This is a genomic window from Actinomycetospora callitridis (assembly GCF_028737265.1).
Classification (GTDB): Bacteria; Actinomycetota; Actinomycetes; order Mycobacteriales; family Pseudonocardiaceae; genus Actinomycetospora; species Actinomycetospora callitridis.
In genome coordinates this window covers 264,529-277,183 of the sequence record NZ_JAQZAK010000006.1, presented here as the reverse complement: position 1 = coordinate 277,183, position 12,655 = coordinate 264,529, and the positions used below count along the sequence as shown (strand labels likewise).

Annotated in this window: 13 protein-coding genes; 6 read left to right on the top strand and 7 right to left on the bottom strand. The window is 74.5% G+C overall.

Annotated features, from left to right (window positions below; genetic code table 11):
- Positions 1-6: 6 nt before the first annotated feature.
- Both PH191_RS20260 and PH191_RS20255 read right to left on the bottom strand, forming a co-directional pair.
- Complete coding sequence (locus tag PH191_RS20260) at positions 7-1,344, bottom strand: protein kinase domain-containing protein (protein ID WP_274196429.1); 1,338 nt, start codon at positions 1,342-1,344, stop codon at positions 7-9.
- On the bottom strand, positions 1,341-1,775 hold the full coding sequence (locus PH191_RS20255) for a DUF3293 domain-containing protein (protein WP_274196428.1): 435 nt from the start codon (positions 1,773-1,775) through the stop codon (positions 1,341-1,343). Before PH191_RS20255 ends, PH191_RS20260 begins: the two co-directional genes overlap by 4 nt.
- Positions 1,776-1,852: 77 nt before the next feature.
- Between PH191_RS20255 and PH191_RS20250 the strand changes: the two genes are divergently transcribed.
- The 4 genes from PH191_RS20250 (at position 1,853) to PH191_RS20235 (ending at position 4,528) form a co-directional block, all read left to right on the top strand.
- Positions 1,853-2,143 (top strand): hypothetical protein, encoded by a 291-nt coding sequence (locus PH191_RS20250; RefSeq protein WP_274196427.1) that lies wholly within the window; start codon positions 1,853-1,855, stop codon positions 2,141-2,143.
- A gap of 7 nt (positions 2,144-2,150) precedes the next feature.
- Positions 2,151-3,347: a putative T7SS-secreted protein gene (locus PH191_RS20245; protein WP_274196426.1), complete on the top strand. Its 1,197-nt coding sequence runs from the start codon at positions 2,151-2,153 to the stop codon at positions 3,345-3,347.
- Positions 3,344-3,706, top strand: coding sequence for a hypothetical protein (locus tag PH191_RS20240; RefSeq protein ID WP_274196425.1), 363 nt, complete (start codon positions 3,344-3,346; stop codon positions 3,704-3,706). The genes PH191_RS20245 and PH191_RS20240 overlap by 4 nt, the downstream gene beginning before the upstream one ends.
- Before the next feature lie 135 nt (positions 3,707-3,841).
- On the top strand, positions 3,842-4,528 hold the full coding sequence (locus tag PH191_RS20235; RefSeq protein ID WP_274196424.1) for a hypothetical protein: 687 nt from the start codon (positions 3,842-3,844) through the stop codon (positions 4,526-4,528).
- A gap of 30 nt (positions 4,529-4,558) precedes the next feature.
- Here PH191_RS20235 and PH191_RS20230 read toward each other — a convergent pair whose 3' ends face one another.
- From PH191_RS20230 to PH191_RS20215, 4 genes are read right to left on the bottom strand one after another with little or no spacing between them, the layout of a single operon-like run.
- Positions 4,559-5,623, bottom strand: a complete 1,065-nt coding sequence (locus PH191_RS20230) for a cobalamin-independent methionine synthase II family protein (protein WP_274196423.1) — start codon at positions 5,621-5,623, stop codon at positions 4,559-4,561.
- On the bottom strand, positions 5,616-6,647 hold the full coding sequence (locus PH191_RS20225; RefSeq protein ID WP_274196422.1) for a cobalamin-independent methionine synthase II family protein: 1,032 nt from the start codon (positions 6,645-6,647) through the stop codon (positions 5,616-5,618). The genes PH191_RS20230 and PH191_RS20225 overlap by 8 nt, the downstream gene beginning before the upstream one ends.
- The gene (locus tag PH191_RS20220; RefSeq protein WP_274196421.1) at positions 6,644-7,474 is read right to left on the bottom strand and encodes an inositol monophosphatase family protein; all 831 of its coding nucleotides are present in this window, start codon (positions 7,472-7,474) and stop codon (positions 6,644-6,646) included. Before PH191_RS20220 ends, PH191_RS20225 begins: the two co-directional genes overlap by 4 nt.
- On the bottom strand, positions 7,471-9,204 hold the full coding sequence (locus PH191_RS20215) for a PEP-utilizing enzyme (protein ID WP_274196420.1): 1,734 nt from the start codon (positions 9,202-9,204) through the stop codon (positions 7,471-7,473). Before PH191_RS20215 ends, PH191_RS20220 begins: the two co-directional genes overlap by 4 nt.
- Before the next feature lie 158 nt (positions 9,205-9,362).
- Here PH191_RS20215 and PH191_RS20210 point away from each other — a divergent pair, with 158 nt between their 5' ends.
- Together PH191_RS20210 and PH191_RS20205 are read left to right on the top strand one after the other, a co-directional pair.
- Positions 9,363-10,322 (top strand): AraC family transcriptional regulator, encoded by a 960-nt coding sequence (locus PH191_RS20210; RefSeq protein ID WP_274196419.1) that lies wholly within the window; start codon positions 9,363-9,365, stop codon positions 10,320-10,322.
- Positions 10,323-10,463: 141 nt separating this feature from the next.
- Positions 10,464-11,675, top strand: a complete 1,212-nt coding sequence (locus PH191_RS20205) for a DUF998 domain-containing protein (protein ID WP_274196418.1) — start codon at positions 10,464-10,466, stop codon at positions 11,673-11,675.
- A 45-nt stretch (positions 11,676-11,720) separates the two neighbouring features.
- Here PH191_RS20205 and PH191_RS20200 read toward each other — a convergent pair whose 3' ends face one another.
- Positions 11,721-12,632: a vWA domain-containing protein gene (locus PH191_RS20200; RefSeq protein WP_274196417.1), complete on the bottom strand. Its 912-nt coding sequence runs from the start codon at positions 12,630-12,632 to the stop codon at positions 11,721-11,723.
- Between the last annotated feature and the right edge of the window lie 23 nt (positions 12,633-12,655).

Sequence of the window (12,655 nt, the reverse complement as noted above, 5' to 3'; positions counted from 1 at the left end):
CCGACCTCAGGCCGACAACGCCGCCGCGACGATCAGGAGGACGAAGGCGACGCCGACTGCGGCCCAGGCGAGCCCGGCCCGCCGCGTCGTCCGACGCCCGAGCGCACTCAGGGCCGTCCCGGCCAGGACCGCGCCGAGGACGGCCGTGAGCACGCCGAGCAGGGCGCTCCCGCCGGCGACGCAGGAGGTCGCGCGGGTGGCGCACGCCGCGAACTCCGAGACCGCGCCGGCCACGCAGATCAGGGCGAGGAGGGCGGCGACCGGCAGCGCGCAGATCGCCGCGGCGGTGCGCCCGCCGGTCCGGGCGGGCGGCGCGGCCGGCATCACCGGAGGCGCCGCGTAGCGCGGTGGGCCCGGCTGCCACGGCTGGGCGAAGGCGGGCGGTCCGAAGGCGGTCGCGGGACGGATCGGCGGTGCCGCGCCCGCCTGCGGGACCGGGCGGTCGACCGGTGGCGCCGGACGCGGCGGCACCTGGGTCTCGGCGCGTCCCTGCGGCGTGGGACGGGTGGGCGCGAGGACGCGGCGCGCGGCCTCGGGCAGGTCGCCCGCCCGGCTCCAGCGGTCGTCCGGGTCCTTGGCCAGCGCCCGCGCCACGACCTCGTCGAACCCGGCCGGCAACCCGCTCGTGATCCGCGACGGAGCCGTGGGCGCGGTGTTGAGGTGCTGGTACATCAGGCTCGCGAAGTCGCGGCCCGCGAAGGCGGCGCGGCCGGTGAGCATCTCGTGGAGGACGCAGCCGAGCGCGTAGACGTCGATCCGACGGTCGGCGTCGACGCCGTCGGTGAACCGCTCCGGAGCCATGTAGGCGGCCGTGCCGATGGCGAGGCCGGTCTGGGTCAGCCGCGTGCCCAGGGCGGCGCCGGTCGCGATGCCGAAGTCGATGAGGTAGACGAAGTCCCGCGGCGCCGCGGTGCCCTTCGACGGCGTGAGCAGGATGTTCGACGGCTTGACGTCGCGGTGCACGAGCCCCTCGTCGTGGGCGGCGTCGAGCGCGGACGCGACCTGCTCGAGCACCGAGACCGCCCGCGCCGGCTCGAGGGCGCCCTCCTTCTCGACCACGGCCCCGAGGTCGTCGCCGGCCACCAGCCGCATGTCGAGGAAGAGCCGTCCCTCGATCTCGCCGAAGTCGTGGATGGGGATGACGTGCGGGTCGTTGAGACGTGCGGCGGCGTGGGCCTCGCGCCGGAACCGGTCCTCGAACTCGCGCTCACCGGTCATCTCCGCCGGCAGGCGCTTGAGCGCGACGGTCCGCCCCTTGCGGGTGTCGACGGCCCGCCACACCTCGCCCATGCCGCCGCGCCCGAGGAGCTCGATGAGCTCGTAGGGCCCGAAGTGCTCGGTCACACGATCTCCCACCCCAGGTCCATCGAGGGCGCATCGTCGCAGGCGAGTACGGTCCACGCCGACGGGCTCCAGCGGAACACGGCGTCCTGGCCCCAGGCCGCGGCGAACGCGCAGGCCACGGCGTCGTCGAGGCCGACCACCAGCGCGCCGACCTCCGCCGATGACCCGTCCTCGGCGCTCGCCACCGTGGTCCACCGGCGCAGGCCCCGGGCGTCGAGGTCGGCCTCGAGGCGGGCCTGCCGCGCAGCGTTCTCGGCGTCCCCGGGACGCTCGGCGCCCGGGTTGTACGCGGTGACGACGTGCGCAGGCTCATCGAACGGGAACGTCCCGCGCACCGTCCCGGGCGGCCGCGGTCGCAGGACGAGCCCGAGGTCCGGGACGCGCAGGATCGCGCGCCCGTAGTCCCCGGTCCGCGCCGTCCTCTCATCCATGACGCCCCGGATTGTGCCGGGAGCGGGTCCGTCGAAAGCGCACCCACGGGACGGCGCCGGTGCCTAGCGTCCTCGTCGTGCCGGACGTGCGGGTGGTGATGCAGGCGCTGCTCGACGCCGCCCACGGGGTGGAGGCCGTCATGGACGAGCTCGCCGCGCACGACGTCGGTGATCTCGGGACGACGCCCGCCGTGTTCGGCCACGACATGCTCGGGGTGGTCACGGCCGACTTCTGTGCTCGCTGGTCCCACGGCCTGGCCAACCTCACCGACGACGGCAACGCCCTCGCCCGCGGTCTCGACGAGGCCGCGAGGGCCTACGCGAGCGCCGAGGACCTGGCCGCCGAACGGTTCCGCTGGGGCCGGTGAGCCGGACGTGGCCGAGCTCGGCGAGACCGCGGACCCGGCCGCGCTCCTGCCCGGCGACCCCGCCGGGGTCCGAGCCGTCCAGGCGATGATGTCGCGGCTCGGGTCTGCACTGATCGGCGCGGGCGACGGGCTGCGCCGCATCGACACCGGCGACTGGCAGGGCGAGGCGGCCGACTCCTTCCGCCGGGTGTTCGATCCGGTGCCGCCGCTGTGGACCGGAACGGGCGAGGCGTTCCTGGAGGCGGCCGACGCCCTGGCTGAGTACGCCGACGTCCTCGAACGGTCCCGCGACGAGGCCGCGACCGCCGTCCAGGAGTGGAACACCGCGCAGCGGCTGAGTGCCCAACCGCGCACCGTCGACATCCCCGATCCGGGTGAGGGCGGTCGCGTCGCTGCGCTGGACCGGCTGCGCGCCGCCCGCACCGAGGTTCTCGCGGCCGGCGACCGCGCCGCGACCCTCGTGGGGCAGGCCCGCGATCTCGCCCCACCGACGCCGTCGGTGGCCCAGCAGCTCGGGGGCTTCCTCGGCGACCTCGCCGGCGGGGCATGGTCGGAACTCTCCGCGACGGGACAGTTCCTCTGGCAGGTCAACCCCACCCGCTTCCTCGTCGAGCCTGCTGCCGCGGCCCAGGGGTGGGAGGACCTCGGCGCCGGCGTCGCGCGCGCCGTCACCCACCCGGCGGAGACCGTCGCGGCGGCACTGAACCCGCGCGAGGCGGCCACCAACCCCACCCGCTGGGCGGGCGAGGTGCTCACCGGCGCGGGACTCTCCGCCCTCGGCGGCGCCGGCGCTGCCGGACGGATCGAACGCGCCACCCGCGCCGCCGGGGCGGTGCCGGCCGGCGCACCAGGAGACGGCGGCGACCAGGCCCCACGCCTCGGGCGCTACAACGGCCTGACCGCCGCGGAGCACGCGGCGAACGAGGGCGTGCTCATCGGGCGCCCGGGGAGTGCGAAGAAGATGAAGGTGCCGACCCGCGAGCTCGACACGTCCCAGGAGGTCGACGAGGTGTACCGCGCGCTGGCGGAAGGTGGGCAGGTTGTCCAGGTGAACGAGAGGCGATCGGTCGTTCTGCTCGAGGACGGCACCTACATCACGTGGCGACCGACGGCTGCCTCGACGGAGGGAGAGTCCGCGGTCGACATCAACGCGCCTATCGACCAGCGCCTCAAGGTGCACACGCCGATGGAGGCGAACGGATGAGGGATGACGAACTCAAGTCGGCCCTGGTCGACGAAGCGCGCGACGATTGGATCGACCTCCTCCACGCCGTCGCCCTCGTCAAGATCGTCGAAGGGGGTGAAGGTCGGGTGACACTCCTGCGCCGCGCCGGGCCGATGATGGTCGATCTCGTGAGGGAGGGGCGACTGGTCTGCGGCGAGCCGGCCATCAACCCCGCCCGTGGGTTCGAGCCGTGGACCCTCGGTGCCGCGGAGGCGGCGACCGTAGTCGAGCAGCACGTACAACGGGTGCTGGACGGCGAGGAGTCGTTGGTGCCGTGGGAGCCCTGCAGCTTCGCGCTGCCCGAGTACGTCCCCGGAGACTCGTGCCCCACCCGCTGAGAACGCTTCGAAAACCGAAGCGTCCTGCGCGGCCCTGCAACCTCTCCCGCCGAGTTGTCCACAGGCCACGCATCGGCGGGAACCGCCGCGACCTCGCGGGACTCCAAGAAGGAGAGGAGACCCGAGGAGGCAGGCATGGGAAAGCCCGCGCGAGCGCGACGGGACAAGGAACGGCGGGTGGCCGGGCGTCGCCACGAGGACCGGGAGGAGCTCGTGCGGCGCACGCTCGGCCGTCGGGCGTTGCGCGAGGAACGGTGGGACGGCGAGCTGACGGTGCAACTCCTCCCGCAGCACCTCGCGGCGGGGGCGTTGCCGTCGGTGGCGGTCGGGCGGGAGCTCGAGGTCGCGCCGGCGATCTACACGGCGGGACACCTGCCGGCGCTCTCGGGCCGCGAGACGTGGATGGTCGACGAGTTCGGCTGCTTCGACGGCCGGGGCACGGTGATCGCCGCGCCGGTCAGCGGCGACGAGTGCACCTGTCACGTCGACGTGCTCGACGTCGCCGGGCGGCTCTTCCCCGTGAACTGGGCCGCGTCCGAGCCGAGCGACGGGCGCCTCTGGCTGGAGGGCGCGCTCTACCTCGACCCGGAGCTGTCGGCCGGCACCGAGCACGGCGAGGCGGTGGCGCTGTGCCGACGGCGCTACCGGGTACGGGAGATCCGCCGCTACCTCCGCACCGCCCTCCGCCCGGGCGCTCCGGTGCGACTCGATGCCGTCCCCGAGCCCGAGGAGGTCACCGACGAGGCGATGTACGTCGCCGACCTGCGTCTCGTCGACGACGTGCCGGACGCGGCGGTCGCGGGGGAGGTGGCCGCGCGCTGACGTCCCTGCCGGTTCGGCGCCCCGCCGGGTCTACGGCCAGACGAGGTCCGCGGTGCGTACGACGGTCTCCAGCTTGCGTCGCTGGTCGTCGGCGGAGAGCTCGTTGCCCTCCCAGGTGCTGGCGAAGCCGCACTGGGGGCTCAGGGCCAGACGGTCGAGGGGCAGGTGCTCCGCCGCCGCGTCGATCCGCCGGCGCAGGTCGTCGACGTCCTCGAGCTCGGGGTGCTTGGTGGTGACGAGGCCGAGGACGACGGTGCTCTCGGGCCGCACGTGGCGCAGGGCGTCGAAGCCGCCGGCGCGGGCGTCGTCGTACTCGAGCAGCAGCCGGTCGTAGCGGGCCTCGGAGAACAGCACTTCGCCCATCTCGTCGTAGGGCACCGTGCTCTCGAACATGCTGCGGTAGTTGCCTCGGCAGATGTGGATGCCGGTCACCACATCGTCGGGCAGCCCGTCGAACACGCGCCGGTCGGTGCGGACGTGCGTGGCGAGCTGGTCGGCCCAGTGCGCGGGGTCCGGGAACATCAGCCGGTTGTCGAGGAACGTGTACTTCGGGGCGTCGAGCTGCAGGTAGCGCACGCCGGCGTCGACCAGGGCGCGGGCCTGGCGCTGGAGGATCGCGACCAGGTCGTCGAGGAACTCCTGCGGGTCGGCGTAGGCCTGGTCGGAGACGCCCGGGGTCCAGTAGCTCAGGAAGTTGGTCGGCACCGGCAGCGTGACCTTGACGGGCCGGTCGGCGTGCGCGAGCACGAACGTCGCCTCGACGTCGACGAGGCTCCCGCGCTCGGTGAGGCGCGACGTCACCACCGGCGAGGTGTGCGAGGCGGTCCGGCCGTCGGGCGCGGTCCAGGTGCGCGTGAAGCCCTCGGGGTCGAAGCCGTCGGCGATGTCGAGCACGGGGCCGTGCCAGATCCGCCGCCGCATCTCGCCGTCGTTGACGACCGGCAACCCGACCTTCCGCTGCAGGGCCAGCGCATCCAGCACCGCCCGGTCCTGCAGCGCCCGGAGATCGGACGTCCCGGCGAGCATGGCGTCCCGCAGCTCGGCCGGGCGCAGGAGGCTGCCGACCGTCTCGGCACGCCAGGAGACGTCACCCATCGCGACGCACCCTCCTCGCCGCCTCCGCGGCGGCCGTCATCTTGGCCATCGCGAGGTTGCGTGGCACGCGCCGCAGCCCGCAGTCGGTGGAGATCTCCAGGGCGTCCGGGTTCCGGTACTTCAGGCAGGTGTGCAGACGTTCGATCAGGTCGTCTGGGGTCTCGGCGTAGTGCGTCTTGATGTCGACGAGGCCCGCCGAGAGGATGCGGCCCGGATCCCACTGGCCGACGAGGTCGATCTCGGCCATCTCCCGCCCGCCGAACTCCAGGCTGAAGCCGTGGACGTTCGCGTCGAGCAGCGTCGGGAAGAGCCACCGGTAGGTCCGCTTGGCGTAGGGCAGGCGCCGGAACGAGCCGAAGCAGATGTGCACGGTGAAGGTGCAGTCGTCGAAGCCGTCGACCACCTTGTTGATGATCTCGACCATCGACGCCGGGCTCCGGTCGTCGTCGGCGACGGCCGGGGTGATGGGTTCCTCGAGCTGGATGTAGTCGCAGCCGGCGTCGAGCAGCTCGCGGATGTGCCCGCGCAGCGCCGGGACGAGCGCCTCCGCGCACGCCTTGCGCGACGGGTAGACGTCGCGGAAATCGAGCTCCGTGGTCATCCCGTAGGGCCCGGGCATGCCGACGCGGGGGCGCCGGTCGGTGGCCGCGCGCAGGAAGCGGTACTCGCCGACGAAGTCCCACATCCACGTGAGCTCGTCGAGGGGCTGGGTGACCTTCCAGACGTCGAGCATGTCGTAGCCCAGCGCGCCGAGCCGTCGTGGCGCGGGCTGCAGGACCAGGCCCGGCAGCGCGGCGGTGATGTTCTCGATCCAGCCGCGTCTGCGGTGCTCGCCGTCGGTGACGATGTCGAGCCCGCAGCGCTCCTGGTCGGAGATCGCCAGGCGGCAGTAGTCGTCGTACAGCTCCTTCTCGTCGTCGGGCCCGAAGCGCCCGGCGGCCTCCGCGGGCTCGACGACGTCCCACCAGCCCGGGCGCGCCCAGCCGCCCGTCGTGGTGACGGCCAGCTCCGTGTTGACGGTCATCCGCCCTCCTCGAACTGCATGCCGGTCGCGGCGACGAGCTCGTCGTGCACCGCGCCGTTGCTGGCGACGACGTCGTGGCGCGACGACGCGTCCCGGGTCCGGCCCTCGAAGTCGGTCACGCGCCCGCCGGCCTCCTCGATGAGCAGGCGCCCGCCCGCGACGTCCCAGGGGTTCATGTCGCGCTCGACGTAAGCGCCGAGGTGACCGGCGGCGATGTGGGCCATCACGAGCGCCGGGGCGCCGGGGAAGCGCACGCCGGCCGACACCGTGAGCATCGCCCGCATCAGCCGGGCGAACTCGGCGATCACGACCGGGTCGGACGACTGCGCCTGGACGATGACGACCACCTCGGCGACCTTCTCGGCCACCGCCACCCGCAGCGGACGCCCGTTGCACGTCGCCCCACCGCCACGGACCGCGCGGTAGAGCTCGTCGCGCAACGGGTCGTACACCGCGGCGACCACCGGCTCGCCCCCCACGGTGATCGCCACGGCCGTCGCGAACCACGGGAAGCCGTCGATGTAGGCGCGGGAGCCGTCGAGCGGGTCGACCCACCAGACCAGGCCCTCGGACGCCACACCCGTGTCCGACGGCGACTCCTCGCCGACCACCACGTCGTCGGGGCGCTCGGCCGCGATCGCGGCGAGCACCGCCTCCTGCGCGGCGAGGTCGGCCGAGGAGCTCACGTCGACGCGCTCGTCCTTGAGCGTCACCTCCAGGACGCGGTCCTGGTACTCGAGCAGCACCGCGCCACCGGCCCGGGCGGCACGCTCGGCGGTGCCGGCGAGAGCCTCCAGATCGAGCGCTTCGAGATCGAGATCCGTCACGCCAGCACCTCCACCACGCCGCGGTCGCCGTCGATGCGCACCCGGTCGCCGGTGCTGATCGTCGACGTGGCGACGCCGGTCCCCACGACGCACGGGATGCCGTACTCGCGGGCGATGATCGCGGTGTGGCTCAGGGTGCCACCGGTGTCGGTGACGCACCCGACCACCAGCCCGAACACCGGCGTCCACTCGGTGGTGGTGCCGCCGCAGACCAGGACGTCGCCGTCGCGCACCTGGTCGATGTCCTGTGCCGCGCGCACCACGCGGGCGGTGCCGACGACGGTGCCGCGCCCGGCCGCGAAGCCGCTCAGCGACTTGGCCGTGCCCTGCGCCTTGATCGTGGCGAAGTACTCGGGGGTCAGCCCGAAGAGCTCGGTCATGATCGGGTCGTGGACCGCGTCCGGGACGCTCCCGACGACGGGCGGCAGCTCGCTGCCCCGGGCCGACCAGTGGTCGTAGTAGTCGCGGCGGGCGACGACGAGCGCCGGGACGTCCGAGGGGCCGCCGCCACCGAGCATGTCGAGCAGCTCGTGGCGGAAGAGGAAGAACACGTCCTCGCGCGCGCCGAGGCGCCCCTCGGCGACGAGGCGGTCGGCGACGGCCAGCGTCAGCCGGCGCACCGGCAGGTGGATGCGCCGGTCGATGAGGAAGTTGTGCTCCTCGTTCCACCAGACGAAGTTCGCGGACCGGTTGGAGGCCAGGGCCTGGTCGAAGGCCACCCGCCCCTCCTCGGTGAGGGTCGCGCGGGCCTCGTCGACGAGCCGGTCCCGCTCGGCGAGCACGTCCCGGCGGGCGGCGGCGAAGTCGTGGCCCTCGGGCCGGGTGAGGAACTCCCGGATCGACGCCAGCGGAGTGGCCGGGTGCTCGGCCCACGACGGCCGGTCCATCGTCGCGGTCTCGTCGGTGCGCTGGCCCCACACGGCGAGGAACGCCTCGAACTCCGCCCACCACGTCGCGCCCTGTGGCGCCGCGTCGAGCGCCGCGCGGACGGCCTCGACGGTGGGCTCGGTGAGGGCGACGGCGACGTCCAGCTCGCGGGCCCGCCCGGCGAGGCGCCAGAGCTCGGCGTCGGTGTGCAGGTACGACGTCTCCTCGCCGGCGAGCCACTGCGCGATCTGCCCGGTGTCGAGCCCGAGGTCGGAGGCGAGCTGGAAGAAGCCGACGTAGTTGGCCGCGAGCAGGTACATCACCTCGAAGTGCACGCCCCACCCGCGGCGGTGGAAGGCGTGGGCGTCCTTCAAGGCGTCGTGCAGCTCGTCCAGCGACAAGGCGTCGACGTCGAGCCCGTCGAAGTGCGCGTACGCGGCCTCGAGCTCGGCGCGGTAGCCCGCCCAGTAGGTCGCGAAGTCGGCGAGGCGGGGCCCGGCGAAGGCGCCGAAGCGCTCGGCGCGCGCACCGATCTGCCACGGCGAGGTGATCGGGCACTGGCCGAGGTAGACGTGCACGCCGGCGATGCGGTTGACCATCCCGGCGGTCGGCGGGATCCCGACGATCTCGGCGCCGTACTGCGTGCCCCAGGTCTGGGCGTCCTCGAGCAGGCCCATGCTCGCCGGGGTGATGCCCTCCGAGAAGTGCTGCGAGTCGCGCATCCAGAACCGCGACTCGTCGTCGCGGGTGAACGGCGCCAGCGGTTCGGCGAGGAACGGCCGGGACTCCAGGCGCGGCTCGTAGCCCGGGTAGAAGTCGCCGTCGGCGTACTCGCCGAGCGGGATGACGGTCTCGTTCGACACCGGCGTCACGTCCTCGTGGTTCAGCGGTGGTCGCGAACGTAGGAGCGGGTCGCGCCGATCGGTAGCCGCTTCCGGCGAGGGACGTCCTCTTCCGGCGGCCCTTGACACCCGCTCGCCGTCCCAGTGGTCTGGGTCACTGCGCGAAGGGAGGTGCACTTGTGGCGGCAGTGCTGCGGGGCGGGTTCCGCACCGACGACCCCGAGGACGCCCACGAGCGCACCGAGAAGCTGATGACCGGGCACCGGATGACGGTCGACCGCCGCGGTGCCCCGTTCCGCGCCGACGTCGGCTGGGTGGGCGGCGACGGGCTGGGCCTGCTGAGGTTCTCCTACGGCGCCGAGGTCGAGATCCGCTCGCACCCCCTCGACGACTTCGCCACCGTGCACCTGCCGTCGCGCGGCGGCTTCCGCGCCGAGCACCGGGGCATGCGCGTGCGTGCCGACCGGACGACCGGCGCGGTGTTCTCGTCGTCCGGGCCGCTGACGATGCAGTGGGACCCGGGCCTCGAGCTGCTCGTCCTCAAGATCGCCCGGGACGACCTCGAGCGCGAGCTCGCGACGCTGCTCGGACGCGCGCCCGAGCGGCCGGTGGCCTTCGACCTCGAGGCGCCCCGGGTCCGCGGCGCCCTCGGCGGGCCCGCCGAGCTGGTCCGCAGCACGTGCGCCGCCGCCGGCGCCGAGGGACCGCCGGCGCGGGTGTGGTCGTCGCTCAAGACCCTGGTGTGCACGACGCTGCTGCTCGGCCACCCGCACTCGTTCAGCGAGGCCCTGCGCGCGCCCGCCCCGCCTGCGTCGTCGACGGTCGTGCGCCGCGTCCTCGACCGCGCCGCCGAGGACCCCGCGTGCCCGCCGACGGCACCCGAGCTCGCCCGGCTCACCGGGGTCAGCGAACGCACGCTGCGCACGATCTTCCACGCCGAGTTCGGGGTCGGGCCGGTCACCTACCTGCGGCGACGGCGCCTCGACGCCGTGCGCGCGGACCTCCTCGCCCTCGACCCGGGCGCCGCCACGACGGTGGCCGACGTCGCCCACCGCCACGGCTTCGCCCACGCCGGACGCTTCGCCGCCGAGTACCGCGCCCGCTTCGGCGAGACGCCGAGCGCGACCCTGGGCCGGTAGACCGTGTCCCGAGGACACGGCTCCTCGTCCCGGACCCCGTGCGCCGGAGGGGTGACCCTGCAGCGCGGGGTGTGCCGCCACGAGATCATGGGGTAGCCGCCGCGTCGACACGAGCAGAAGGGGCTCCCAGCGATGTCAGTGATGACCACGGACGCTCCTCGCGAGCGCCTGCGGGGGCCGGTCGTGGTGGCGCTGGCCGCCACGGCGCCCCTCCTGCTGGTCGTCGGCGGGCTGGTCGCGGAGTCCGTGCAGCCGCCGGGGAGCTACGACGCGGTCGGCCAGACGGTCAGCACGCTCGCCGGCCGGGGGGCGACCGACCGGTGGATCATGGCCACGGTCCTGGCCGCCATGGGCGTGATCTACCTGGTCGTGGCCCTCGGGTTGCGCCACGTCCCGCGCCCGGCACGCCTGCTCCTGGGTCTCGGTGGCGCGGCCGTGGTCGTCGCCGCCCTGGCCGCCCAGCCCGCGCACGGCAGCTCGACGATCCACATGACGGCGACGGTCACCGGCCTGCTCTCTTTCATCGCCTGGACGATCCCGCTCGCCGCCGACCGCGGCCTCGACCCCGGCCTGCGACGGGACTCGGTCGTCGCGCTCGCGCTCATGGCGGCGGCCCTGGTGTGGCTCTGCGCGCAGGCCTGGACCGACGGCACGTGGCTCGGTGCCGCCGAGCGCGCGATCCTCCTGGTGCAGACGGTGTGGCCGGTCCGGGTCGCGGTCGCGTCGTGGCGCGGGCCCGTGGGCCGGGCGTGGGGCGGCGCCGGGTGGACGACGCTCGCGCTCGCCGTGCTCGCGCCGGCGGTGCTCGTCGTCGGCCTCGGAGCCGCGCAGTCCGCGTGGCCCGGGCCCGACCCGTGGAACCAGTCGCTGAGCGCGCTCTCCGGTCTCGCCGCGACCAGCCGGTGGATCATGGCGGCCACCCTCGGCGTCGCCGCGGTGCTGCACGTGCTCGTCGCGGTCGGTCTGCGTCCGCGGGTCCCCTCGGCCGCCTGGGTGCTCCTCGGCACGGCCGGGGTGATGCTGCTCGTCGCGGCGCTGAACCCGCAGCCGGTCGGCGGCTACTCCGCGGTGCACATGGTGGCCGCCGGCCTGGCGTGGCTGGCCTACTCGCTCTGGCCGCTGGGGCTCGCGTTCTCGCCGTCGGTACCGCTGTGGCTGCGGCGGGGGTCCGCGCTGGTCGTCGTCGTGCTGGCCGTCCTCGTGGCCTGGTTCACGATGCAGCTGATCACCGGCGGCACCTGGTACGGCACGTCGCAGCGCATCGTGATGCTGGTCCAGTCGGTGTGGCCGGTCGTGGTGGCCGCAGCGGTGCTCACGTACCGGCCCGGCGCCGTGGCGGCCGAGAAGCCGTGAACGCTTCGGAAATCGAAGCGTCCATCGTGGGCCGCAGGAGCACCGTCAGGCCGTGAAGATCCTCGTCAGGGCGGGCGCCACGTCGGTGTGATCGCGCACGGACCGGCAGCGGCCCCGGCCGGCGCGCGCGAGGTCGCGGCCCAGCTCGACGTCGCGCTCGCCCGAGACGTCGAGCAGCACGTCGAGGCGCGGCAGCCGGGCGGCGATGCCGCGCGGATCGGGGCCCGCGTTGTGCACGGCGTCGGAGAGCAGCAGCACCCGCGCGTCGCGCGTCCCGCCGACCATCCGCGCCGCGGTGGTGAGGGCGAAGGCGACGTTGGTCAGCCCGCGGGTGGGCACGCGCAGCAGCAGGTCGAGCACCGCGAGCGGGGCGACGCGCTCGCCGGGGCGCACGAGCACCGCGGCGTCGGACCAGAACGCGAGCACCGCGAGCCGGTCGCGGCCCAGCTCGCCCGCCAGGGCGCCGACGGTGGCGGCCGCGGTCAGCGCGCGCTCGCCGGTCATCGACCCCGAGACGTCGACGGCGAGCACCACCGTCCGCGCGCTGCGACGACGCTCGCGGACGATCAGGTCCTCGTCGGTGGGCATCGGGTTCGCGGCGAGCACCTCGAGCGTGCCGTCCAGGTCGAGGTCGTCGCCCGCGCCGTGCCACCGCGCGCTGACGAGCTCGCCGGCCGTGCCCGTCGCGTCCGCCTCGTGGGGCCGGCGCAGGGCGAGCCGGCGGGCGATCCGCCGCAGGCGCTCCCGGGCGACGGCGTCCCCGGGACGGTCACCCAGCTCCTCCAGCGGCACCACCTCGGCGGGCTCGTCGGACGCGCCGGGCGCGGTCGGACCGCCGGCCGAGCGGTCGCGACGACGCCGGCGACGGGTCCCGTCGGAGAGCACGAGCCCACCGCCCGCGCCGCCCCGCTCGTAGAGCGCCGGCTCCTCGCTGAGCTGCTTCGGTCTCCGGCGCAACGACCGCCTCGCCCGTCGGGTGA